Here is a 22,217-nt window from a genome sequence, read left to right as displayed (position 1 = left end):
GTGCGGTGCTTGGTGGTGCGGTGGTTCACGGGGTCTGTCCCTTGACGATCTTGGGCAGGTCCTTGGTGTAGTCGCCTGCGGTGGCCTTCTCGCTGTACAGGACGTATCCCGCGTCGTTCTTCGGGGAGAAGGCGAAGACCTGCGTGCCGTGCATCGAGACGATCTTGCCCTTCTTGTCCTTCTTGGACGGCTCGATGCTGATGGCGAGCTGGCGGGCCCCGGCCTGGATGGTGTCGAAGTCGCCCGTCAGGCCGATGAAGTCGGCGTCCACGCCCTTGAGCCACTTGCCGAGCTCGGCGGGGGTGTCGCGCTCGGGGTCGGTGGTCACGAAGACGACCTTCAGCTTGTCCTGGTCGGCCTTGGGCAGGGCCTTCTTGGCGACCGCGATGTTGTTCATCGTCAGCGGGCAGACGTCGGGGCAGTGCGTGTAGCCGAAGTAGATGAGCGTCGGCTGCCCCTTGGTCTCCTCGCGCAGGTCGTACTTCTTGCCGTGCGTGTCGGTGAGGACGAGGTCCGGCTTCTTGTACGGCTTGTCCAGGACCGTGGCGGCCTTGCCCGAGTCGGACTCCACGGAGACCTCGGCGACCGGCTTCTTGTTGTCGTCACCACCGCCGCAGGCGGTCAGGGTGAGGGCGGCCACGGCCAGCAGGGCAGCGGCGGCGAGCTTCTTGTCGGTGCTCTTCGCATAGCTCTTCGAGCTCTTGGTGCGCATACGAAAATGTCCCAGATGTGAGGGGGCCGGGGCGCACCGGGGCGGCTGTACGCCGCGTCGGTGCGCCCCGCGGGTGGCTCGGCCGGCGGCTCAGCCGTTGACGCGACGACGGCTCGCGAGCACGCCGAACGCGAGGCCCGCGGCGCCGACGACGATGCCGACGATGCCGAGGACGCGGGCGGTGGTGTCGCTGCTGTCGGAGTCGGACGACGCGCTCTCCGTGTCGTGCGACTTGTCGTCCGACTTCGCGGTGTCGGCGCCACCGCCGTGGCCGTCGGACGCGGCGGTCAGCGGGAGGGCGGGAGCCGGGTGCTCCGGCTCCTCCTGGCCCTTCTGCTGCGGCTCGATCCAACGGACGACTTCCTTGTTGTCGTACGTCTGGACGGCCTTGAAGACGAGTTCGTCGGTGTCCTCGGGCAGCTGGCCCATGGAGACCGGGAACTTCTGGAAGGTGCCGGGCTGGATGCCCTTGCCGTCGGCGGTCCAGGTGACCTTGGTGACGGCCTCGTCGATCTTCTCGCCGTGGATCTCCAGCGGCTTGTCGAGCTTGCTCTTGGTGACCTTCGCGGTCCAGCCGGGGACGGGCTGCGTCATCACGGAGGCGAGCGGGTGGTCGGCCGGGAAGGAGACCTCGAGCTTGGTGGTCGAGGCGTCGTCCATCTCGTTCGGCACCTTGAAGTTGACCGTGGCGTAACCGCCCTTGGCGGCCTGGCCCTCCGGGGAGACGCTGACGTGCGCGAAGGCGGGCGCCGAGAGGACGAGAACGGCGGAAGCGGCGACGGTGCCGGCAGCGGCGATACGGGACATCTTCATGAAAGGAACACTCCACTTTCGTCAGTGGTGATCAGTACGGGGGGTGGGCGCGGCCGCGTCGGGCACGCGCGCGTGCGCGCCGAGCGACCCCTCCGTACTGCGGCGTGGAGTGTTCTCCGTACAGCGGTGTGGAGTGTGTCGCGTCAGGCGGCGAGTTCGACGTCGGGGGACCCGGCCGGGGGCCCGCGCCTGATCACCGCGTCCTCCAGAGCGACCGTGCGCGGCTTCGGCGACGCGAGCAGCGCGGTGCGCGGAGGCCGCGGACCGGCCGTCTCGGGCGCGCCGGGCAGACCTGCCCGCAGGGCGCGTACGAGAGTGAGAGCCGAGCGCAGGGAGCGTACGAGCGCCCCTTCCGCGACACCGTGCGCTCCGTTGGCGAGCCGGACGAGGCGGAGCAGCGCGAGGTCGCCGCTGCGGAGCAGCCAGCCGGCGGCGAGCGCCGCGAGGATGTGGGCGACGAGCATGGGCAGGGACGGCACGAGCGCCATCGCACCCGTCGACCCCATGCCACCGGTGTGCGACGCGGCGGTTGCGACCGAGTCCAGCGCGGTGTCCGCGGCCGCGGCGGCGGACCCGCCGTGCTGATGCCCGGCGGACTGGCCCGCTCCGGAAGCGCCCGCGCCGCCGGGGCCGAGCCCGGCGGTGGTGAGGATCCGGTGGGCCTGCGCGGGCGTGATCGTCGCGGCGCCCGCACCGCAGACAAGCCGTGCGGCCCGCTCCACGAGGGACGCGTCGCCGTTCATGGTGGTCGCCGCTCCCATGCCGTGCTGGCCGAGGCCGAACAGGGCGTGCAGAGCGAGCTGTCCCACCGCGAGCAGCGCGGCGATGCCGGGCAGCGAGCGGGCCCGCCCGGCCAGCGGCAGTGCGACCACGAGGACGACGAGGAAGCCCGCGCCGAGCGTCCACAGCGGGACGGCGACACAGGAAGCGAGCACATGGCCCCCGGCGGACAGCACGACGCAGACCGCGGCGAACGTCGCGGCCCTGAGCAGCCGGAGGTCGGCTCCGTCGCGCGGCAGGCGCTGGTGGGGGGCAGTCATGGCCGGGCCATCATCGCACTGGGCCCACCCCATGCGTACGGCAGGTCCGGAAGGTCCTGTTCCAGGTGATGGGTGCGGCTCTGGTGGGCCTGGGGCGGTGCGAGCGCCGCGTTCCGTCCCGCCTTCCTACACCGGCTGACGGGGGGCGCGCGTCCGCCGTATGGGCGGTCTCACGTCCTTCGGGCGCTTATTCGGGGGCGCGTGCGGCAATACGTATCGGTATGTCGAGCCGCAGCCAGGAGGCTGGAGCATGAGCATCTGGTGGTCTCTCCATTTGCGGCGCGAGGCCGCGAGCGTTCCGCTCGCCCGCCGGCTGCTGATCGGCACGATGGAGACGGCGGGCGTGGACCCCGACGTCTCCTACGACCTGTCGGTCGCCCTCAGCGAAGCGTGTGCCAACGCCGTCGAGCACGGCGGCGCGGGCGCGCCCGGAGCCGCCCCGGGCGGATACCGCGTCACGGCCTACCTGGACGGCGAGAAGTGCCGCATCGAGGTGGACGACTCGGGACCCGGTTTTCCCGGCACGGCGCGCGGCTGTCCCGCGCCCCGGCCGCCCGCCGCGGAGACGGACGAGCACGGCCGGGGCCTGTGCCTGATCAGAGAACTCGCCGACCACGTCCATCTCGGCAACAAGCCGGGCAGGACCGGTGCGGTGATCAGCTTCGACAAGATCCTCAAGTGGCGGGACGACGCGCCGTTGATGACGGCGTGAGGAAGCGCAGGCCTGTGCGCCGGCTCTTCACCAGGCCGGCCTACGTACCGGCTTCTTCACCGGCTTCCCCGTCGGCCGGCGGCAGCGCCCGCAGCAGCGCCTCCACCGCGGCCCCGTACGCGTGCTCCGTCGGCGTCGAGTACCCGACGACGAGACCGTCCCCGGCCGGCGTCGTCGCCCCCGGGTGCCGGAACGCGGCGAGCCCGTCCAGCGCGATCCCCTGCCAGGCCGCCGCCTTGACCGCGGACGCCTCCGTCCCCGGCGGCAGCTGCAGCACCGCGTGCAGACCCGCCGCGATGCCGGTGGCCGTGATGTGCGGGGCGCGCTCGGCGAGAGCGGTGACGAGCCGGTCGCGCCGGTGCCGGTAGCGCTGCCGCATCCGGCGGATGTGCCGGTCGTACTGTCCGGAGGCGATGAACTCGGCGAGCGTGAGCTGATCGAGGACGCTCGCCCACGCCTCCCGCTCCCCCTTGGCGGCGAGCACACCGTCGACGAGCTGCTCGGGCAGCACCATCCAGCCGATGCGCACCGCGGGGGAGAGGCTCTTGCTGACCGAGCCGAGGTAGACGACCCGTTCGGAATCCAAACCCTGTAGGGCGCCGACCGGCTCACGGTCGTAGCGGAACTCGCCGTCGTAGTCGTCCTCAAGGATGAGACCGCCGCTGCTACGGGCCCAGTCGACGACCGCCGCGCGCCGGGCGGGGTGGAGCGGGCCGCCGGTCGGGAACTGGTGTGCGGGCGTGAGCAGTACGCCACGGACCCGCGGACCGTCGGCCAACTCCTCGACCCTGGCGCCCTGTTCGTCCAGGCCGAGCGGCACGGTCCGCACACCCGCGCCCGCCAGGATCTCCCGGTGGAACCCGAGCCCGTACGACTCCATGGCGAAGGGCCCCCGCAGCACCGCGCCGCCCGCCCCGCGCGACCCCGCGAACAGCAGCCGGAGGGCGTGCGCGAACCCGGAGCAGACCACGATCCGTTCGGGGTCGGCGCGCACCCCGCGGGCCCGCGTCAGGTAGTCGGCGAGCGCCCGGCGCAGCTCGACGCGGCCGCGCGGATCGCCGGGCCCGAAGGCCTCGTTGGGCGCGGCGGCCAGTGCGCGCCGGGCGGCCGCGAGCCAGGCGGTGCGCGGGAAGGAGGCGGCGTCCGGTGTGCCCTGACGCAGGTTGTACGCGGGTGCGGCGGGGCGCGCAGGAGCGGGCTTCGGCTTGCGCGGGGGCTTGGGCGGCGCGGCCCGCTCGGCCACCCGCGTCCCCGACCCCTGCCGCGCCGTCAGCCAGCCCTCGGCCACCAGTTCCGCATAGGCGTCGGCGACCGTGTTGCGGGCCAGGCCGAGGTCGGCGGCGAGCGAGCGGTAGGGCGGCAGCCGGGTGCCAGGGGGGAGCCGGCCCTCGCGCACGGCGTCCCGCAGCGCACGGGTGAGGACCGCGCGGCGGCTGCCGGGACCGGAGAGGTCCACGTGCAGGTCACTGCCGATGCGCTCCGCCAAATTGACCCATGATTCCGGCATGGAAATGCACCCTACTCGAGGTCTTTCCGGCCCCTAGATTCGTAGTCATGACGAACAACGCGAACGCCATGCAGACCGCCACCGCCCCCGCCACGCAGACCGCCACCAGCACGTCCGCCGCCCCCGCCGCCACCCCCCGCCTCAACTTCGCCAAGGCCGCCCCCAAGGCCTTCAAGGCCCTCATCGGCTTCGACGCCGCCGCCCGCGATGGCCTTGACCCGGCCCTGGTCGAACTGATCCAGATCCGCGCCTCGCTCCTCAACGGCTGCGCCTACTGCCTCCACATGCACACCTCCGACGCCCGCAAGGCCGGCGAGGACGAGGCACGCCTTCACATGGTCGGCGTGTGGCGCGAGGCCCGGAACTTCTTCACCGCCAAGGAGCAGGCGGCCCTCGCCCTGACCGAGTCGGTCACGCTCGTCTCCCAGGGCGGCGTCCCGGACGATGTCTACGTAGAGGCCACTCAGCACTTCGACGAAACCGAACTGGCCCGCGTCCTCGCCCTGATCTTCACCATCAACACCTGGAACCGCATCGCCCTGAGCACCGCCAAGGTCGCGGGCGAGGACGAGCGGGTGGCCCACTGAGGCACGCCGAAGGGCCGGCCCCCGGAGGGAACCGGCCCTTCGTCACGCGTGTGCGGATCAGCCCTTGAGCCGCGCCATCCACGCCTCGACCTCGTCGGACGTGCGCGGCAGAGCGGCCGACAGGTTCTTGTTGCCGTCCTCCGTGACGAGGATGTCGTCCTCGATCCGGACGCCGATGCCGCGGTACTCCTCCGGCACGGTCAGGTCGTCCGCCTGGAAGTACAGACCGGGCTCGACCGTCAGGCACATGCCGGGCTCCAGCGTGCCGTCCACGTACGTCTCGGTGCGCGCGGCGGCGCAGTCGTGGACGTCCATGCCGAGCATGTGGCCGGTGCCGTGCAGCGTCCAGCGGCGCTGCAGCCCCAGCTCCAGGACGCGCTCGACGGGCCCCTCGACGAGGCCCCACTCGACGAGCTTCTCGGCGAGCACGCGCTGCGCCGCGTCGTGGAAGTCGCGGTACTTGGCGCCCGGCTTCACCGCCGCGATGCCGGCCTCCTGGGCCTCGTACACGGCGTCGTAGATCTTCTTCTGCAGCTCGGTGTACCGGCCGTTGATCGGCAGGGTCCGCGTGATGTCCGCCGTGTAGTACGTGTGCGTCTCCACACCGGCGTCGAGCAGGAGCAGGTCGCCCGAGCGGACGGGGCCGTCGTTGCGCACCCAGTGCAGCGTGGTCGCGTGCGGGCCCGCGGCACAGATGGAGCCGTAGCCGATGTCGTTGCCCTCGACGCGGGCGCGCAGGAAGAACGTGCCCTCGATGTAGCGCTCGCTGGTGGCCTCGGCCTTGTCGAGGACCTTCACGACGTCCTCGAAGCCGCGGGCGGTCGAGTCGCACGCCTTCTGCAGCTCGCCGACCTCGAACTCGTCCTTGACCAGCCGGGCCTCGGAGAGGAAGACGCGCAGCTCCTCGTCGCGCTCGGCGGTGACCTTGTCGGTCAGGGCCGCCTCGATGCCGGCGTCGTAACCGCGCACGACGCGGACGGGTCCGGTCGCCTCGCCCAGCTTGCCGGCCAGCTCGCGCACGTCGGAGGCGGGGATGCCGTACAGCTTCTCGGCCTCGGTGAGGGAGTGCCGGCGGCCGACCCAGAGCTCGCCCTGCCCGTCCAGCCAGAACTCGCCGTTCTCGCGGTCGGAGCGCGGCAGGAGGTAGATGGTCGCGTCGTGGCCGCCCTCGCTCTTCGGCTCCAGGACGAGGACGCCGTCCTCGGTCTGGTTGCCCGACAGGTACGCGTACTCGACGGAGGCGCGGAAGGCGTACTCGGTGTCGTTCGAACGGGTCTTGAGGTTGCCCGCGGGGATCACCAGGCGCTCGCCCGGGAAGCGCGCGGAGAGCGCGGCACGGCGGGCGGCGGTGTGCTCGGCCTGGGCGATCGGCCGCAGGTCGTGCAGCTCGGTGTCGGCCCAGCCGGACTTCATGTTCTTGGCGAGCTCATCGGAAACGCCCGGGTACAGGCCGTTCTTGCGCTGCTTGATCGGCTCTTCTTCGGTCTCTTCCGGGTTCGCCGGGTTGAGCGCCTCCGACACGATCTGCCTCCTATGTACGACACTGGGCCGTCCTCCATCGTACGGGCGTACGGAAGGGGTCCCAGGGCCGGAAGGCCACTTACCTACAGTGCCCGCGGCCTCACTCGAAGCGGGCGGCGAGCAGCACCACGTCCTCCTCGCTGTCCACGGCGTCGAGCCCGTCGGGCAGCACGGTGTGCAGCACGTGGTCGGCGATCGCACCGGGGTCGCCCCTGATGGCTCTCGGCACGCTCGCCGCCGCCGCGTGCAGCCGCGCGAAGGCCCGGTCCATCGGGTCGCCGGTGCGGTGCAGCAGGCCGTCGGTGTAGAGAAGCACCGTTTCTCCCGGCTCGGGGCTGAGCTCCACGCTCGGCGCCTCCCAGCAGGCGAGCATGCCGAGCGGCGCGGACAGGGAGGTCTCCACGAACTCCGTGCGGCGCTCCCCGATGATCAGCGGCGGGCTGTGTCCGGCCCCGGCGAGCACCACCTTGCGCAGGGCGGGCTCGCAGTACGCGAAGAGAGCGGTCGCCGACCGCGCGGGCTCGGTCAGCCGCAGCAGCAGCTCCAGGTCGGAGAGGACCGCGACGGGGTCCTCGCCCTCCATCACGGCGTACGCCCGCAGGGACGCCCGCAGCCGGCCCATCGCGGCCACCGCGCTCGGCCCCGACCCGGTCACGGAGCCCACCGCGAGGCCGAGCGCCGCGTCGGGCAGCGGCAGCGCGTCGTGCCAGTCGCCGCCGCCGCGCGGTCCCGTGCGGTGCCGGGCGGCGAGCTGCACCCCGGCGACCCGGGGCAGCCGCGACGGCATGAGCTCCTCGCGCAGGGTGGCGTCGGTCGTGCGGGCCCGGTCCAGTTCGAGCAGGCGCGCCACGTGCTCGCCGGCCTGCCGGGCGTAGAGCCCGACGAGGTGGCGTCTGCGCTCGTCCGGCTCGGCGGGCTCGTCGTACAGCCAGGCGGCGGCGCCGATCCGGCCCGCCGTCCCGGTGGCGAGGGGGAGTGCGTAACTGGCGGCGAAGCCGAGGCGGTGGGCGACCTCGCGGTGGAGCGGGTCGAGTTCTTCCTCGGCGAGCAGGTCGGGCTGCGCGATCTCCTCCGGCACGGCACCCGGGCGGCCCTCGGGGGCGTCCAGGATCCTGCCGTACGAGGTGGCGGCGCGCGGCACCGTCTCGATGTGCCCGAGGTCGGCGCGGGCCAGGCCGAGGCCGACGGTGGTGTCGGGACCGAGGCCGTCGGCCGGTTCGACGACGGCGAGTCCGCGGCGAGCGCCCACCAGGGCGGCACCGGCGCGCAGGAGCTCGTGCAACGCCTCGTCGAGGGTGCTCGTGCGGGCGAGCCGCTCGGTGAGTTCGTGCAGCGTGGTGAGGTCGGAGACCCAGCCGGCGAGCCGGTCCTGGAGCACGGCGCCGGGCGCGCTCGGCAGCGGAGTGCCCTCCGGGGTTGCTGCGGCGGGCGTGGCCTGCGCGCCGGGCGCGACAGTGTGGGCCGGTGGCGGAACTGTTGAATCGATTCCGGCCACTTTCGGGAGGTGCGGGGCGTTCATGGCTGACGGCTTTCCGGCCGGTGCGTAATGCTCGATAGCATCGCAAACCCCCATGTCATTATGCGCCGCTAGCAATGTCTCCAGATGTACACGCCCTGGTGAGGGGATGTCCAGCATTGTCCTGCGGGGATTCCTGGTGTCCGAGGTATTCGCGGGAACTGAAAAAGATCTTGTTAAGTTGGCTGAAAACAGCGCCGGGTTAGGGCATATTAGGGTCGACTGACGTTGTTCGGTAGAGCGTTGCAGTGGTCGCGCTGGGTACGTACTCAGTGATGGCCAGGGGCAGTTGGGGTCCGTCCGGAACCTGACCAAGGACCCGGGCGTCCTATATTCACGACGACCGTGCCCCATCCTCCCGTGGCGGAGGCGGCAAGCAATATCGCGGGACGGCAAACGCCAGGCGCCGCCACCCCACGCCACGTCAACGCTCGGTTCAGAGTGGTTCCCCATGCCGCAGGCTGGGGTCGGATGTGCCAGCTCGTACGTACAGCGAAGAGATCCACACATGGTGTGATGTGGCCCGCAGTCTCCCCGGCTAACGCCGGCGTGCAACGGAAAGGAACGAGCGCTCATGCGCGAGATCCTCGGAAGGCGACGCAGGCTCCTGTCCTGGCGAATCGGAAGGAAGCCCGGCCGGAGTGCCGGACAGCTCGGCGCGGCTCTGACCTTCGCGACCGCATGGCGGTGGCCCGTACTGCCCGGAGTCGGTCTCGACCGGCGCGACGGCAGCCGGTGCGCCTGCCCCGACCCCGACTGCGCGGTACCGGGCGCGCATCCCCTCGACCCCGGCCTCCTCGCCGCCACCACCGACGAGCGGATGGTCCGCTGGTGGTGGACCAACCGACCCGGCGCACCCGTCGTACTCGCCACCGGAGGCCGCGCCCCGTGCGCCGTGAGCCTCCCCCTGGACGCGGGTGTACGCGCCCTCGCCGCACTCGACGAGGCCGGCATCAGGCTCGGCCCGGTGGTCGCCACCGAGGCCAGACTCCATCTGCTCGTCGCGCCGTACTCCATGGCCCAGTTGGGCGAGCTCCTCTATGCCAAGGACTGTGTCCCGGGCTCGCTCCGCTTCCACGGCGAGGGCGGCTATCTCGCCCTGCCGCCCTCCGACACGGGGCAGGGCCGGGTGCGCTGGGAGCGTGCCCCGCTGCCCGGCTCCGCCGCCCCCTGGGTGCCGGACGTCGAAGCGGTGGTGGACGCCGTGGTGGACGCGCTCACTCGTACGGGTGTGAGCGCCCCCGAGTTGTAGGGGAATCGGGCGCGCGGCGAGCAGGCCGCGCGCCCGCGGTCGTTATCTTCGGCTCATGCAACCCCGCCTGCTCGTGCTCCTGGGCGTCGTGGCCGTCACGGCCCTCCTGCCGCTCGCGGGCGCGTCCGCGGGACCGGTGGGCGACGGTGACGCGAAGTCGCCCCTCCCCTCCCCCTCACCCCCTCCCTCGAACGCCTCTTCGGGGCAGCGCCGGGCGGCGGAGGCAGGCTCGGACTCCTCGTTGCTCACGGGCCTCGGGGCGACCACCGCCGCGCGGTGCGGCCCCGAACTCTCCTCGCCCGACGGCCTCGAAGCGCAGACCTGTGTCCTCACGTTGGGCCGCGACACCTGGGCGCGTACCTATTACCGCAATGCCACCGGCGAGGAGCTGACCGCGGTCCTGACCCTGATGGGCCCGGACGCGCGCACCGTACAGCTGTACTGCGAGGTGGCGACGGGGGACGAACCGGCAGCGTGCGAGACCCCGCGCGAGCGCTCGGCGGGCGATGCGACGGCGTACTCGGCGGTGGCGGAGTACGCGGCGGGCGAGACGGAGGGGCTGCTGCTGCGGGCCGGGAGCAACTCGGCATCGCCGCAGGACAGTTGAGCCCTGAACCGGTCTGCGGGCGCAAAAGGGCCCGGTTGCTGGCGACGGGGGATGCACCAGCAACCGGGCTACCTGAACGGTAACAAGAGATCGGCTCCTGGCAAATTCGATCCCAGTTATCCGGACAGGGATTTATCCGTGACTCCCGGGAGCCGTGACAGGAGCCACGCATTCCACTTCGTGTCGTACCGACTGACTGGTGGGTCAGTCGGTACGACACGGTCGGTCGTGCTTCCTGCTTCAGCTGAGCGTCACCTGGCGGTTGGTGAGGCCGCCGCGCGCCCGGCGCTCGTCCGGGGTCAGCGGGGCGTCCGAGGCGAGCGCCGCCGACAGCCGCTCCGCGAACTCCGCGGCGGGCTTCTCGACGTCCGCGGCGGAGACTCCGGTCGGCAGGTCCCACACCGGCACGGTCAGCCCGTGCGCCCGGAAGGAGCCGACCAGGCGCGTGCCCTCGCCGAGGCTCGACGTGCCGGCCGCGTGCAGCCGGGCCAGCGCGTCAAGGAGCTTCTCCTCGGGGTGCGGCATGACCCAGCGGAGGTGGTTCTTCTCCGGGGTCTCGCACCAGTACGCGGCGTCGACACCGGTCAGCTTCGCCGTCGGGATGGCGGCGTCGTTCGCCCGCTCCAGGGACGCGGCCACCTCCGGCGTGGCGTTGTCCGCGTCGGGCACCCAGAACTCGAAGCCGGGGTGCACGACCGGCTCGAACGCGCCCTCCGGGTCGAGCAGATCCTGCAGCCGGGGACCGTCGGCCGGCGCGCGGCGGCCCTTCACCGGCGTGCCGGGCTCGGCATCGAGGGCGCGCTGCAGAGTGTCGGCGAGGTCGCGGCTGATGTCACCGGACGCGGTGTCGTTCTGCAGGCCGATCAGGACCGAGCCGTCGTCGCGGCGCAGCGCGGGCCAGGCCATCGGCAGCACGGTGGCGAGGGAGACCGAGGGGATGCCCTCGGGGAGGCCGCCCTTGAGCGTCAGCTCGACCGTGGCGGCGGGGACCAGCTCGCGCAGGGCGACCCAGTCGCACTCGCCGGGCAGGCCTTCGAAGGGGCGCTGCACCAGCTCGGTCACCGCGTGCGCGGCGGCCCGGCCGTGACAGGCCTTGTAACGGCGGCCCGAACCGCAGGGGCAGGGTTCACGGGCGCCGACGACGGGAATCTCCCCGTCTCCGGGGCCGCCCTTGAGCTGCGACTGCTGCTTGCCCTTGGGCTGGGGGCGCTTCTTGGCCATCTTGGGTGTCTCCCGGCTGCGGCTCTCTTGCGTACGGGCGCGAGCCTAGCCGTTCCCGGAATCAGTCCAACTCGTCGAAGGGGTCCACGAGGGCGAGGTCGGATATCGCGGCCGCCGACGGGGCGGCGACGCGCGTAGCGAAATCCTCGCGGTGGTGCGCGGCTTGCACGACGGCCCACACGGTGACCTCGCCGTGCACGTCGTCTCGGACTCCCCAGGCGTCGGCGAGCGCCGTGATGATGTTGAGCCCGCGGCCGCCGTGCGCCGTGACCGACGGGGTGGCCGGGGCCGGGCGGGTCGGACCGCCGCCGTCCGTCACCTCGACCGTCAGCCGGCCCGCCTTGTCGACGTGCCAGGCCGCCCGCACGTCCCCGTCCCCGACCATCCCGCGGCCCAGCGGCCTGCCGTGCCGGCAGGCATTGCTGAGCAACTCCGACAGGATCAGTACGGCATCGTCGACGACCGACTCCGAGACCCCGCTCATGCGCAGCTGATCACGCATACGGTGTCTTGCTTCCCCCACGCCCGCAGGGCCATGGGGTACGGCCATGCTCGACGACGTGGGCACCTCCCGTGCCACCACCAACGCCACCCCCGAGACCTCCTTCGCCCCACGCCACGGTGTGGATGCCCCAATGGACTGGACCGGAAACCGGCCAACCCCCGCCCGGTGACGCACTCGTAACGATCGAATACGCACCGAACGCGCCGGTGCACTCCCTGTAACGGGAGTTACCGGAGTCCCAGCCGGTCCAGTTGAGTCAGAACTTGTTTGGGGCGGTTGGTGATGATCGCGTCGACGCCCAGTTCGGCACAGAGTTCGACATCCCCCGGCTCGTTCACGGTCCACACGTGCACCTCGTGTCCCGCGCGTTTCAGCTTCGCCACGTACGAGGGGTGGTTGCGCACGATCCGCATGGCGGGGCCTGCGATGCGCACCCCCTGCGGGAGGCGGCCGTCGCGGTGGCGCGGCGAGACGAACTGCATCAGATAGACGGTCGGCAGCGTCGGCGAAGCGGCCCGGACGCGGTGCAGTGAACGGGCGGAGAAGCTCATGACCCGTACCGGCGAAGGGCCCTCGGCGGGCGGCGTGTCGAGGCCGAAGCGCTTGAGCAGGAGCAGCAGGCGCTCCTCCACCTGGCCCGCCCAGCGGGTGGGGTGCTTGGTCTCGATGGCAAGCCGCACCCGTCGCCCCGACGCATTACTTTCGGCCACCAGCTCCAGCAGGCGCTCCAGAGTCAGCACGGAGGTGTCCTCGGCGGAGCCCTCCCAGTCCGGGTCCTCCTCGGCCTCGCCGTGATGTCTCTTCCAGGAGCCGAAGTCCAGGGCGGCGAGGTCGGCGAGCTCGAGGGCGGAGACGGCCCCGCGGCCGTTCGACGTGCGGTTCACGCGGCGGTCGTGGACGCACACGAGATGGCCGTCGGCGGTCAGCCGTACATCGCATTCGAGGGCGTCGGCACCGTCCTCGACCGCCTTCTTGTAGGCGGCCAGCGTGTGCTCGGGGGCATCCTCGGAGGCTCCGCGGTGGGCGATGACCTGAATCTGGTGCTGTCGTGCGAGGGTCACCGCGTCATGGTGCCATCACGGGGTACCCGTCGGCTCGCCGGACGACACTCCGCCGACGACACCCCACCGGACGACACCTCGCCGGACGACACCCCGCCGGGACGCCGAACACACAGGATCGGCTTATGGTGCCCTGACAGCCCATGGGAAAAGCTGACAGCAGACAAAAATGACGGGTGCCAGATGAACAGGCGGACGACAGTCACTGACGCCCGCTGACAGACGCCCGCTGACAACTGCACAGTCGGCACACCCCTGGCCGTGACCGAGAACGTACGTAACGACAGCATGGACCGAGGAGAAGAGCTGTGAGCACCGAGAACGAGGGCAACGAGGTACCCCAGGCCCCGTCCGCGCCCCCCGCGCCGGTGGACGCTCCCGCTGTTCCCGCCGACTCCAGTGCAGCCGGGGCCGGTGCGCCGGGCGGGCAGCCGGGGCACGAGGGCGCGTACTCAGCTCCCGCGCACGCCGCCCCCTCGCACGCCGCGCCCTCACACGCGCCCGGGCATGCCCCCGCCCACGCCTCCGCGGGCGCCCCGCAGGGTGCTGGGCAGGGCACCCCGCAAGGCGCTCCGCAAAGCGCCCCGCAAAGTGCTCCGCAAGGCGCCTCTCAGAGCGCTTCCGGTGCTGCGGACTGGCCGCCTCCGCAGCCGCCCGCCACGCCGTCGTACGCCACGGGCGGCGGCTCCGGGTCCGGTTGGGGCGCTTCGTACCACCCGCAGGAGCCCAAGCCCGGCGGCCGGCGCGGCGGCCTGGTCGCCGCGGTGCTCGCGGCCGCCCTGCTCGCGGGCGGCATCGGCGGCGGCGTCGGCTACTGGGCCGCCGAGCGGAACGACAGCGACACGAGCTCGACCACGGTGTCCGCCCCCGACACCCCCGCCGACCTCAAGCGCGAGCCCGGTTCGGTCGCCGACATCGCGAACAAGGCGCTGCCGAGCGTCGTCACCATCGAGGCGCAGAGCGGCGGCGGCGAGGGCGGCACGGGCACCGGCTTCGTCTACGACACGCAGGGCCACATCCTCACCAACAACCACGTGGTGGCGTCGGCGGCGGAGGGCGGCAAGCTCCAGGTGACGTTCTCGAACGGCAAGAAGTACGCCGCCGAGGTCGTCGGCCGCGCCGAGGGTTACGACGTGGCGGTCATCAAGCTCAAGAGCGCCCCCGACGGTCTGCGGCCGCTCAAGCTCGGCAACTCCGACCGCGTGGCCGTCGGCGACTCGACCATCGCGATCGGTGCCCCCTTCGGCCTGTCGAACACGGTCACCACCGGCATCATCAGTGCCAAGAACCGCCCGGTGACCTCCAGCGACGGCGGGCAGAGCGGCAAGAGCTCGTACATGAGCGCACTGCAGACCGACGCCTCCATCAACCCGGGCAACTCCGGCGGCCCGCTGCTCGACTCGCGCGGCGCGGTCATCGGCATCAACTCCGCGATCAAGCCGGCCGAGAGCGGCGGCGGCCTCGGCGGCTCCGGCCAGTCCGGCTCCATCGGCCTGGGCTTCGCGATCCCGGTGAACCAGGCGAAGCAGGTCGCCCAGCAGCTGATCAAGACCGGCCAGCCCGTCTACCCGGTGATCGGCGCCTCGGTCTCCCTCCAGCAGGAGGGTACGAACGGCGCGACGATCTCCCAGGAGGCCACGGGTGGTTCGGAGCCCGTCACCCCGAACGGCCCGGCGGACAAGGCGGGCCTCAAGCCCGGCGACGTCATCACGAAGCTGGACGACACGGTGATCGACAGCGGCCCGACCCTGATCGGCCAGATCTGGACCCACAAGCCGGGCGACACGGTCAAGATCACATACGAGCGCGACGGCAAGGAGCACACGGTCGACGTGACCCTGGGCCAACGCAAGGGCGACAGCTGACCCGCTAGTCTTGTCCCCGCGCGGTCCTAATTCCGTTACCGGCGGACGGCGCGGGGTGGGTTGCCCGAGCGGCCTAAGGGAACGGTCTTGAAAACCGTCGTGGTTCACGCCACCGTGGGTTCAAATCCCACACCCACCGCTTGCAGGTCAGAGAAGTAGCAGGTCAGAACGGGTGTCCCTCACTGAGGGGCGCCCGTTCTACGTTCAGCTTGCCTCACCCTAAGTCGCCCGTATCCCGCCTTTGACCAGTACGCATGGGCCATCTGTGGGCCAGGCTGCCTACACGTCGTCTGTCTTGGGGGCAGGGCCGCGCTGGATGTCCCGCGCCACCAAAAGAATGAGCGAGACGTGCAGTCGGGTAGCAGCTGTAAAGTGCCCACGAAGTTCCTGGACGGGGAGGTTCGGCGGCCGCAGGCCCCTCAAGGTGCGGTGCGTCTCCCTGACCTCCTCCACATACTGCTGGAAGCAGTTCAGAACCTCCCCCGCTGCCACAGTGGCTAAGGGTGCTATGCGTTTGATGAGCTGCACCTGCCCTGTCAGGACAGCTTCCTGAGCCTCCAGAGCTTCTAACCGATTTCCTTCCTCGTCGCTCTGATGTTCAGCGCGAGCGACCAGCGTCGCCAAGCTGGCCAGGAAAGATTCCACATCTTGCAGCATGTCTGTGTAGGCCACCCTGCGTTCTTGGAGCAGCCAATGCACATGCTGGTCTTGAGCTTGTTGAGCGGCCTGTTCTAATGCGGCGCGGGCCGCCCGCTCCGCTCCCTCTCGTGCTCCACGGATTGCGGCGTAGGCTCCGGTTAGGGACCCGACAAGAGCGCCTATTAGCCCTACTGCTGCAGCCAAGACAGCAGCCCACCCTTGGTCCACGAGGCCTCCTCAGCTCCGGCGATCTAACGGCAGTGTGCGGGTTGTGCGGCCGACTCTGATATGGAACCGGAGCTGGCACCCTCAATCCTCTTCTTCAGCATCGAGTCCTTGCTGAATCAGGCGGTTGGCGTGTTCCGATCCGCCTTTGAGGATCTTTGCGTAGAAGCGGTAGAGCACCGCCACGCTGTGGCCCGCCCGGTAGGCGACCTCCACAGGGTCCACACCGCGCTTGATCCACAGAGAGATTGCGGCATGGCGCAGGCAGTACGTCACTTCGGCCAACCTCGACTTGAGGTCCGCAGGGCTCAGAACGGCTGCTCGGGCTGCCTCCCAGACTGCGCAGTACTCGTTCGACGCGAGGCGCCCGCCCTGCGCGGCTCGGAAGAGCCGGCCGTCTGGGGCGGTGCCGAAGCGCTTGATGCGTGAGCGCACCATCCGGAAGTACACAGGCGGAGTGGGCACAGCTCGAACCGCGTTGCGTGCGCGGTGCTTGAGGCCGCGCACGTCGTGGGACTTGCCGCTGTCGGTCCACCCCGAGCCGACTTCAGGATGACTCTCCGAGACCAGCCCCTCGCCCCACGAGTCCGGCTCGCTCTCGGGGGAGAAGGACGAAGCCGTCTTCCCGCAGCGCTACGGCCTCGCCCGGACGGTTAGCCCCTTGTTGGCCACGGCCGCTAGCAGCTCGCGGACAAGCGCGGGGCCAGGGACGTACCGGAAGTCGACTTCGTCTGACGTGGCCGGCGCGGACCGTTCGACGACGGCCGGGAAGGGATGGCGAGACAACGGCTCGCTCTTCCACCGTGTACCGGAATGCGTTGCTCAGAACCAGGCGTCGGTGAGGCAGCCACACCGGCCGCGCGTAGAGAGCACGGCCAGGAAGGTGCGGTACACGGAGTGGTGCACGCCGCTGGTGGCCTGGGTGATGCGCTGCTCCGCCATGGCCAGGCCACGAGCCAGGAAAGCCGGCGTGCGATGAGGGCCCGCCCCGCCCCCGGTCGGTGTGGGCACGGCGAGCGCCCGCGGTGCGGGCCAGGCTCCAGAACCACCGACTGCGCCGACGATTCACGGGATAGGGCCTATGGCGCACACTCTCGGCCTAAAAAAGAAGGGCCCATAGTCCATGTCTAGGTTACGGAAATCATCCCATTTTCCGATGATGCCTAGAAGGGGGGTTCTTCCGCTATACGCAAAACTATTTTTCTAAATTCTTCTTGTTCGCTTCCTTTGAAGTGGTTGGCAACTTCTTCGAGTTTCAAATAGTTGATTCCGCGTGCAACCTTTTCAAGGTCCTCTGTGGGCGCCCCCTGTCCCCTGCTTTCGCCCACGAATAAGTATATCTGGTGGGGGGTGCAATTCCCTCCGACAGCGCTCAAGATCGCATCCGCATCGCCTGGCGAGCCGATAGATCGAAAAAATGTTACGACTTCGAAAATTCGACCGGAAGGGCGCTGCGCAACCGCGCTGATTACGTCATTGGCATCCCTGTTTAGTGATGCTGATCTTAGATGATTTACGGCCTTGGCGATTGAGTCTGCCAGGAACCATGTTCCGATTCTTGACAGGAAGTCAGGGACGTAAACGGGCAGACTTGCGCGCCTCAGGCCCACCACGATGGCTGGTGCAGCGTCGGCTCCATGCCGCTTGGCAGCAAAATTTACCAGGTGTCCAACTGTCATTATATTTCTACTGCTCCGAGCCGCCTCCCACCCTTCATTCCACGCGTCGCGTTCTGCATAAGGAAACGCCTTATCGAGAGATGCCAGCGTCTGAACCACTCCGTGAGGCGTGTCTTCCGCGGCTTGTTCTAGAAGTGGAGCGGTAGCCATCTCTGCTTGTAGCATGGCGCTCATTACGTGCGGCAGCCAGGTGGAAACTGGATTAAGCTTGTTTTGGTGGAAAAATTCCACCACGTCATCCATTTGGGCTTCCAGGAGCGGCCTGATCTCCCACTCAATGCTGGCCAGTGTAGACGGGGCACCATTCGCCTTGGGGGTGAGTGTCTGACCTCTCGAAGTGGCGACCACCCTTTCCTGCCAGACTGTCCTGTCGAGTTCAGAATTCGGCAAAGGGTTCCCGTTGCTCTGAGCATATTCGGCTAGAGCGTCGACAATGGAAAGCGCCTGAATTAGGTTGATTTTGCTGTTTCCAGACAGCTTTTCTTGAATGGTTGAGCGCGCCATTTTCTGGGGCGTCCTCTGTCGAGCGATCAGTCGTTCAAGTGCTCGATATGAGGGGTCGCCGGCCCGTGCCCGTAACTCCCGAAGTTGACTCGCTAGGTCTGCTGCTGTCACCTGATCTCCACCCGAGCGTGCACACGTCCGAACCTGTCTGGTGACGTCCGGTCCTGTCCTGACATCGCCGAGGGATTCTATGCCAACTGGGCTTATGCCGTCCGGGAGTTGCCGGATCGTGCCGCAGCGATCGGTGCCCGTGGAGCGGACAGGTTTCATAGTGCTCACGAAGAAGCCCTGCTCACTCACAGGGGAGGAGCAGGGCGTGGTGCACGGGCCTACGGCGGCTACCTGGCGGCCTGTGCAGATTGGAGAACGGACAGCATGGAAGCCGAACGCCCTCCGGAGGATGAGTCTAGTGAAGCTGGCTCCGGATGGGGCGGCCGTCTCTTGATTGCTTTGACACCCGCGGCGACGCTCATCGGAGCGGTTGCAGCACTGATCACCGCGCTGCGCTCGTAGACCAGGCGCGGCCTGCCAGAGCTCTTTGTTCTCGGTGATGTTGCTACCTCAGCCGCAAGCTCGTGGGTCATGTGTGGCGCAGAGTTCGCTTTGCGACAAGCTTCGACCATGTAGCAGCGGGTCAACGCTTGTGTGGACGGGGTGAGTGGGACGGCCTTGAGGACCGTCGTGGTTCACGCCACCGTGGGTTCAAATCCCACACCCACCGCTTGCATGTCAGAGAAGTAGCAGTGCAGAAGGGTGTCTCCCGCTGGGAGACACCCTTTTTCAGCAGTCGGTCGGGGTGGTCGACCGCTTGGGTAGGCAGAACATCAGGGCCCACAGGAGGGCCAGGAGGCTGCCGGTCCACCACAGCACGGTGGTGAACGCGTCGCGGTTGAGTCCGGCGTCGGGCGAGCCGTCAGTGGTGGTGAAGAACACCAGGGCTGTCAGTGCGGTGCCGAGGGCGATGCCCAGGTGCATGACGGTGTTGAACAGGCCCGAGGCCGACCCGGCGTCGTCGTGCGGGACCCGTGCCAGCGACATGTCGGCGAGCGGGCCGCCGACCATGCCGAGGCCGAAGCCGATCAGTACCACCGGAGCGGTCATCGCCGGCAGGGTCAGACTTGCCTGGCCCGCGTCGACCTGGAGTCCGTAGGCGGCCATCGAGGCGAGCGCGACGAGAGCTCCCGTCTGCGGCAGCCGGCGGGCGAAGCGCCCGCCGCTCTTCGCCACGACCGTCGCGCCGGCCAGCTCTCCGAGGGAGAGCAGCACGAAGGCCAGGGCCGCGTGGAAGGGGCTCATGCCCAGTCCGCGCTGGAGGTAGAGCGTCCAGGTCATGAAGAACAGCCCGCACAGCAGGCCGTGCATCAGCTGAGCGGCCATGCCGCCGGAGAACTGCCGGCTCCGGAAGAGGGAGAGGGCCACGAGGGGTGCGTCGCCCTGCTTGCGCTGCTGGTGGTGAAGGAAGATGCCGAGGACGAGAACGCCCGTGGCGAGCAGGGCGAAGCACCACAGCGGCCAGTGATGCAGGTGCCCCTCGGTGAGCGGGAAGACGATCAGGACGATGGCCAGCGCGGACAGCAGCATGCCGGTGAGGTCGAGCCGGTCGGCCTTCTGCACGGTCGACTCGGGGATGAACCTGCGTCCCAGGAGGAGCACGGCGAGGCCGACGGGCACGTTGACCAGGAAGATCGGCCGCCAGGACAGCCCGAACAGGTCCGCCTCGGTCAGCAGACCGCCCACCACCGGGCCCAGCACATTGGCGAGCGACATGACGGCCCCGTACAGGCCGAACACCTTGCTGCGGTTCTGTCCCTCGAAGGTGACATGAAGGGTGGCCAGGATCTGCGGGATCATCACGGCCACTCCCACGCCCTGGAGCGCGCGGGCGCCGATCAGCACGCCCGGTCCGGCAGCGAGGCCGCACAGGAGTGAGGCCGCGGTGAACACGACGGTGCCGATGAGGAGCATCCTGCGCCGGCCGTAGAGGTCGCCGAGGCGTCCGCCGGTGATCAGGCCGACGGCGATGGGCAGGGAGTAGCCGGTGGTCAGCCACTGCACTGTGTCCGGTCCTGCGCCGGTGGACTCCTGGATCGCGGGCAGGGCGGTGAGGACGACCGACTGGTCGATCATGTCCATCAGCTCGGCGCCCAGGAGCACCAAGAGGGCGATCCAGGCGGCCAGGCCCATCTTCGACAAGCCGGGTGCTGGGCGGGCTGGGGACTGGGTGGCGTGCTGCGGCTCGTTGTCGAGCGCGGAGGAAGACACGACGGGAACTCCTGATCCAAAGGAAGAATCGGGGAGCTTTGCCGAAAGCCGCACCGGGGCCGGAGAAACCAGAAACCCGGGGCAGACGGCAGAGCTGCACCCGGGGGGAAGACGGAAAACTGCGGGGGTGACGCAACTCAGGCCAGCGCGACGTCCGCCCCGCACACGTGCGACAAAACAGCACGTGGGGAACGCGGACGGCTACATGGCCTGGTTAATAGGACGTCACCTCAAGATCGACGCAGAAGGAACAGGAACTCCGGCCGCTGCTGCCGAGATCTCCGGAGCAGAAGCCTGACCATGCTATGACAACTCGGGATCCTTCGTACAGCAGATTATGAGGCGCCGATACGCTGCGGAACGTAGCGGCCCCGTGCGTCAACCTTCGTAGTTCGGGCTCAACAGGCCCGCATGACCTGCACACAGTGAGAATCTCTGGTTGCACATCGTGACTAGCAGGCGCCAGGGGCACACATGCAGCGATCTCGGATGGCGGCGGTCGGCGCTGCACTCGTCTTGACGACGGTTACGGGTCTGGGGATCAGTGCATGTCGTTTTTCGGGGGAGCCGTCTGGCGGAGCCTCCACAGGTGTTCCCACAGGTATTGCCACAGTGCAGGGGAGCGATGCGCCCGGAGAATCAACTCCTGGTCACGACGGTCGAAATGGGACTCCTGGTGGGTGGCACGAACCAGGTGCGCCGGGTGCGAGTAGTAGAGGTGAAGCGAGAAGCTCGTCAGGCGGGCAGGAGGGCAGCCCTTCCGACGGGCGGGAAGCCGACGGGGACGATACGACTCCCGGGCCGCCTGGTGGCCAGCAGGACGACGTGGGGAGTGGTGATCGCGGCATCCCACCCTTGGGGCCGGAGCCGAGGGACCCCGGCTCCTACGACACGAAAGGTCCTGGTCTCGTCGGAGATCCGCCGTCGACTCCGCCTCCCAACCCTTGCTGGCCGACGCCGCCGCCCGACGCCACGTGTTCTGCCCCGCCGGACAGCCAGCGTCGCGACAGTCCCGATGGCTAGCAGGTCGGGTGCCGTGCGTAACCGACGGCTCGCGGGCTCTCCCGCCTCCTCGCGCGAGTCGAACCGATTGCTGCGGCACCGCCGAGAGCCTGCTCCAGCAGAGGACAGCGGCCCCAACCTGGAACTCTTCAACTCTGCCGTGGGGACCGTGGCATTCATCGGCGTGCTGATGCTGTACACGGGTTACATCTACACCAACGCATACTTCGGGTACTTTCATCTGGACAACTTCGCCCTGGGATTAAGTCCCGACGAGTTGGTGATCCGCAGCCTCCGGCTCGCCACTATGCCTGCCCTCGAGATTCTGGCCGTGGCGCTTCTGCTGCCGGCGGTTCCGCGACTTTTGCGTTATCTGCGGGTTCCCGAACGGTATTTGGGCAAGATGGCGGCGGTGGGGCACGCGGCGGCGAAATCCCACTATGTATTCATCGCCGCCGGAGCGCTGTTAATGGTGCTCTGGTCTCGGATTCAGCCATTCGCGTGGGCGGCCCCACTCCTCGTGGCAACCGGAGTGCTACTGGGTCGCGTTCGCTCGGTGAATCCTCCAGGTCAACCGCGGGAACCGGTCTGGAGGTTCGCGGCGTCCCTCATGATCGCCGGCCTCTGCCTGGTCTGGGTGGCGGCCCTGGGGGCTGCGGACTTGGGGCGCAAGGACGCTCGTCAGGACACACAACACTTGGTTCGGCGAGTCAGCGTCATTCTGCTGAGTGCCGAACAGTTGAGCTTTGCCCCACCAGGCCCTCGCGTCGAAGACCTGGGGGAAGGCGCACACTTCCGCTATCGGTACACCAATCTTCGACTGCTGATCGAGCGTGATCACCGGTATTACCTGCTGCCTCTCGGATGGAGGCGGGAGAACTCGACGTATGTCATCAAGGAGAGCGACGACATGCGTATTGAGATCAGATCGGGAACCTCTTCCCCGACGAAAGGTTAGAGCCCATGTGCAGGGCCCCTGGGGGCCGG

General features: G+C 69.2%; 19 protein-coding genes, 1 tRNA gene and 1 pseudogene. 7 read left to right on the top strand and 14 right to left on the bottom strand.

Going from position 1 to position 22,217, the window contains the following annotated elements:
- Positions 1 to 25: 25 nt before the first annotated feature.
- The 3 genes from ACZ56E_RS26905 to ACZ56E_RS26895 all read right to left on the bottom strand — a co-directional run bounded on the left by ACZ56E_RS26905 (position 26) and on the right by ACZ56E_RS26895 (position 2,565).
- Complete coding sequence (locus ACZ56E_RS26905; protein WP_468607146.1) at positions 26 to 712, bottom strand: SCO family protein; 687 nt, start codon at positions 710 to 712, stop codon at positions 26 to 28.
- 90 nt (positions 713 to 802) lie between these two features.
- Entirely contained in the window at positions 803 to 1,525 is a 723-nt protein-coding gene (locus ACZ56E_RS26900; RefSeq protein WP_471218021.1) for a YcnI family copper-binding membrane protein, read from the bottom strand.
- A gap of 143 nt (positions 1,526 to 1,668) precedes the next feature.
- The gene (locus ACZ56E_RS26895; protein ID WP_471218019.1) at positions 1,669 to 2,565 is read right to left on the bottom strand and encodes a hypothetical protein; all 897 of its coding nucleotides are present in this window, start codon (positions 2,563 to 2,565) and stop codon (positions 1,669 to 1,671) included.
- Positions 2,566 to 2,815: 250 nt separating this feature from the next.
- Between ACZ56E_RS26895 and ACZ56E_RS26890 the strand changes: the two genes are divergently transcribed.
- Positions 2,816 to 3,277, top strand: a complete 462-nt coding sequence (locus ACZ56E_RS26890) for an ATP-binding protein (protein ID WP_468607140.1) — start codon at positions 2,816 to 2,818, stop codon at positions 3,275 to 3,277.
- A 40-nt stretch (positions 3,278 to 3,317) separates the two neighbouring features.
- On the opposite strand, the gene pdxR is transcribed toward ACZ56E_RS26890, so the two are convergent.
- The gene (pdxR, locus tag ACZ56E_RS26885) at positions 3,318 to 4,784 is read right to left on the bottom strand and encodes a MocR-like pyridoxine biosynthesis transcription factor PdxR (protein ID WP_471218015.1); all 1,467 of its coding nucleotides are present in this window, start codon (positions 4,782 to 4,784) and stop codon (positions 3,318 to 3,320) included.
- 47 nt (positions 4,785 to 4,831) lie between these two features.
- Between pdxR and ACZ56E_RS26880 the strand changes: the two genes are divergently transcribed.
- Positions 4,832 to 5,371 (top strand): carboxymuconolactone decarboxylase family protein, encoded by a 540-nt coding sequence (locus ACZ56E_RS26880; RefSeq protein ID WP_471218013.1) that lies wholly within the window; start codon positions 4,832 to 4,834, stop codon positions 5,369 to 5,371.
- 57 nt (positions 5,372 to 5,428) lie between these two features.
- On the opposite strand, the gene ACZ56E_RS26875 is transcribed toward ACZ56E_RS26880, so the two are convergent.
- Together ACZ56E_RS26875 and ACZ56E_RS26870 are read right to left on the bottom strand one after the other, a co-directional pair.
- On the bottom strand, positions 5,429 to 6,892 hold the full coding sequence (locus ACZ56E_RS26875) for an aminopeptidase P family protein (RefSeq protein ID WP_471218012.1): 1,464 nt from the start codon (positions 6,890 to 6,892) through the stop codon (positions 5,429 to 5,431).
- 100 nt (positions 6,893 to 6,992) lie between these two features.
- Positions 6,993 to 8,528 carry a PP2C family protein-serine/threonine phosphatase gene (locus ACZ56E_RS26870; RefSeq protein ID WP_471218010.1) on the bottom strand — a complete coding sequence of 512 codons (1,536 nt, stop codon included), beginning with the start codon at positions 8,526 to 8,528 and terminating at the stop codon, positions 6,993 to 6,995.
- Positions 8,529 to 8,982: 454 nt separating this feature from the next.
- Between ACZ56E_RS26870 and ACZ56E_RS26865 the strand changes: the two genes are divergently transcribed.
- Both ACZ56E_RS26865 and ACZ56E_RS26860 read left to right on the top strand, forming a co-directional pair.
- Positions 8,983 to 9,660, top strand: coding sequence for a bifunctional DNA primase/polymerase (locus tag ACZ56E_RS26865; RefSeq protein ID WP_468607132.1), 678 nt, complete (start codon positions 8,983 to 8,985; stop codon positions 9,658 to 9,660).
- Positions 9,661 to 9,715: 55 nt separating this feature from the next.
- Positions 9,716 to 10,267, top strand: coding sequence for a hypothetical protein (locus ACZ56E_RS26860; RefSeq protein ID WP_471218007.1), 552 nt, complete (start codon positions 9,716 to 9,718; stop codon positions 10,265 to 10,267).
- 240 nt (positions 10,268 to 10,507) lie between these two features.
- On the opposite strand, the gene ACZ56E_RS26855 is transcribed toward ACZ56E_RS26860, so the two are convergent.
- The 3 genes from ACZ56E_RS26855 to ACZ56E_RS26845 all read right to left on the bottom strand — a co-directional run bounded on the left by ACZ56E_RS26855 (position 10,508) and on the right by ACZ56E_RS26845 (position 13,054).
- Positions 10,508 to 11,488: a DUF5926 family protein gene (locus ACZ56E_RS26855; protein ID WP_471218006.1), complete on the bottom strand. Its 981-nt coding sequence runs from the start codon at positions 11,486 to 11,488 to the stop codon at positions 10,508 to 10,510.
- Positions 11,489 to 11,549: 61 nt separating this feature from the next.
- Entirely contained in the window at positions 11,550 to 12,167 is a 618-nt protein-coding gene (locus tag ACZ56E_RS26850; RefSeq protein ID WP_468607126.1) for an ATP-binding protein, read from the bottom strand.
- Positions 12,168 to 12,220: 53 nt separating this feature from the next.
- Positions 12,221 to 13,054 (bottom strand): glycerophosphodiester phosphodiesterase, encoded by an 834-nt coding sequence (locus tag ACZ56E_RS26845; protein WP_471218004.1) that lies wholly within the window; start codon positions 13,052 to 13,054, stop codon positions 12,221 to 12,223.
- Positions 13,055 to 13,362: 308 nt separating this feature from the next.
- Here ACZ56E_RS26845 and ACZ56E_RS26840 point away from each other — a divergent pair, with 308 nt between their 5' ends.
- The gene (locus ACZ56E_RS26840; protein ID WP_471218002.1) at positions 13,363 to 14,919 is read left to right on the top strand and encodes a S1C family serine protease; all 1,557 of its coding nucleotides are present in this window, start codon (positions 13,363 to 13,365) and stop codon (positions 14,917 to 14,919) included.
- A gap of 54 nt (positions 14,920 to 14,973) precedes the next feature.
- Positions 14,974 to 15,058: transfer RNA gene (locus ACZ56E_RS26835), tRNA-Ser, on the top strand.
- Positions 15,059 to 15,198: 140 nt separating this feature from the next.
- Here ACZ56E_RS26835 and ACZ56E_RS26830 read toward each other — a convergent pair.
- The 5 genes and pseudogenes from ACZ56E_RS26830 to ACZ56E_RS26810 form a co-directional block, all read right to left on the bottom strand.
- Positions 15,199 to 15,591, bottom strand: a complete 393-nt coding sequence (locus ACZ56E_RS26830; protein ID WP_471218000.1) for a hypothetical protein — start codon at positions 15,589 to 15,591, stop codon at positions 15,199 to 15,201.
- A 276-nt stretch (positions 15,592 to 15,867) separates the two neighbouring features.
- The gene (locus tag ACZ56E_RS26825; protein ID WP_471217998.1) at positions 15,868 to 16,233 is read right to left on the bottom strand and encodes a hypothetical protein; all 366 of its coding nucleotides are present in this window, start codon (positions 16,231 to 16,233) and stop codon (positions 15,868 to 15,870) included.
- A 381-nt stretch (positions 16,234 to 16,614) separates the two neighbouring features.
- Positions 16,615 to 16,815: pseudogene (locus ACZ56E_RS26820) on the bottom strand (bifunctional DNA primase/polymerase); the annotation flags it as partial.
- A gap of 131 nt (positions 16,816 to 16,946) precedes the next feature.
- Positions 16,947 to 17,966 (bottom strand): hypothetical protein, encoded by a 1,020-nt coding sequence (locus ACZ56E_RS26815; RefSeq protein WP_471217996.1) that lies wholly within the window; start codon positions 17,964 to 17,966, stop codon positions 16,947 to 16,949.
- Between the two features lie 780 nt (positions 17,967 to 18,746).
- A complete protein-coding gene (locus ACZ56E_RS26810) occupies positions 18,747 to 20,228 on the bottom strand; it encodes an MFS transporter (RefSeq protein WP_471217994.1) in 1,482 nt (493 codons plus the stop codon).
- 1,171 nt (positions 20,229 to 21,399) lie between these two features.
- Between ACZ56E_RS26810 and ACZ56E_RS26805 the strand changes: the two genes are divergently transcribed.
- Positions 21,400 to 22,188, top strand: a complete 789-nt coding sequence (locus tag ACZ56E_RS26805) for a hypothetical protein (RefSeq protein WP_471217992.1) — start codon at positions 21,400 to 21,402, stop codon at positions 22,186 to 22,188.
- The last annotated feature ends 29 nt before the right edge of the window (positions 22,189 to 22,217 follow it).

The sequence above is a fragment of the Streptomyces sp. NPDC039480 genome (assembly GCF_055597165.1).
This window is presented reverse-complemented; position numbering and strand designations above follow the sequence as displayed.

What these genes read in the sequence shown, in the direction of transcription:
- ACZ56E_RS26905 (WP_468607146.1), bottom strand. Translation starts at nt 712, where the DNA reads ATGCGCACCAAGAGCTCGAAGAGCTATGCGAAGAGCACCGACAAGAAG.
- ACZ56E_RS26900 (WP_471218021.1), bottom strand. Translation starts at nt 1,525, where the DNA reads ATGAAGATGTCCCGTATCGCCGCTGCCGGCACCGTCGCCGCTTCCGCC.
- ACZ56E_RS26895 (WP_471218019.1), bottom strand. Translation starts at nt 2,565, where the DNA reads ATGACTGCCCCCCACCAGCGCCTGCCGCGCGACGGAGCCGACCTCCGG.
- ACZ56E_RS26890 (WP_468607140.1), top strand. Translation starts at nt 2,816, where the DNA reads ATGAGCATCTGGTGGTCTCTCCATTTGCGGCGCGAGGCCGCGAGCGTT.
- pdxR (WP_471218015.1), bottom strand. Translation starts at nt 4,784, where the DNA reads ATGCCGGAATCATGGGTCAATTTGGCGGAGCGCATCGGCAGTGACCTG.
- ACZ56E_RS26880 (WP_471218013.1), top strand. Translation starts at nt 4,832, where the DNA reads ATGACGAACAACGCGAACGCCATGCAGACCGCCACCGCCCCCGCCACG.
- ACZ56E_RS26870 (WP_471218010.1), bottom strand. Translation starts at nt 8,528, where the DNA reads ATGCTGGACATCCCCTCACCAGGGCGTGTACATCTGGAGACATTGCTA.
- ACZ56E_RS26865 (WP_468607132.1), top strand. Translation starts at nt 8,983, where the DNA reads ATGCGCGAGATCCTCGGAAGGCGACGCAGGCTCCTGTCCTGGCGAATC.
- ACZ56E_RS26860 (WP_471218007.1), top strand. Translation starts at nt 9,716, where the DNA reads ATGCAACCCCGCCTGCTCGTGCTCCTGGGCGTCGTGGCCGTCACGGCC.
- ACZ56E_RS26855 (WP_471218006.1), bottom strand. Translation starts at nt 11,488, where the DNA reads ATGGCCAAGAAGCGCCCCCAGCCCAAGGGCAAGCAGCAGTCGCAGCTC.
- ACZ56E_RS26815 (WP_471217996.1), bottom strand. Translation starts at nt 17,966, where the DNA reads ATGGCGCGCTCAACCATTCAAGAAAAGCTGTCTGGAAACAGCAAAATC.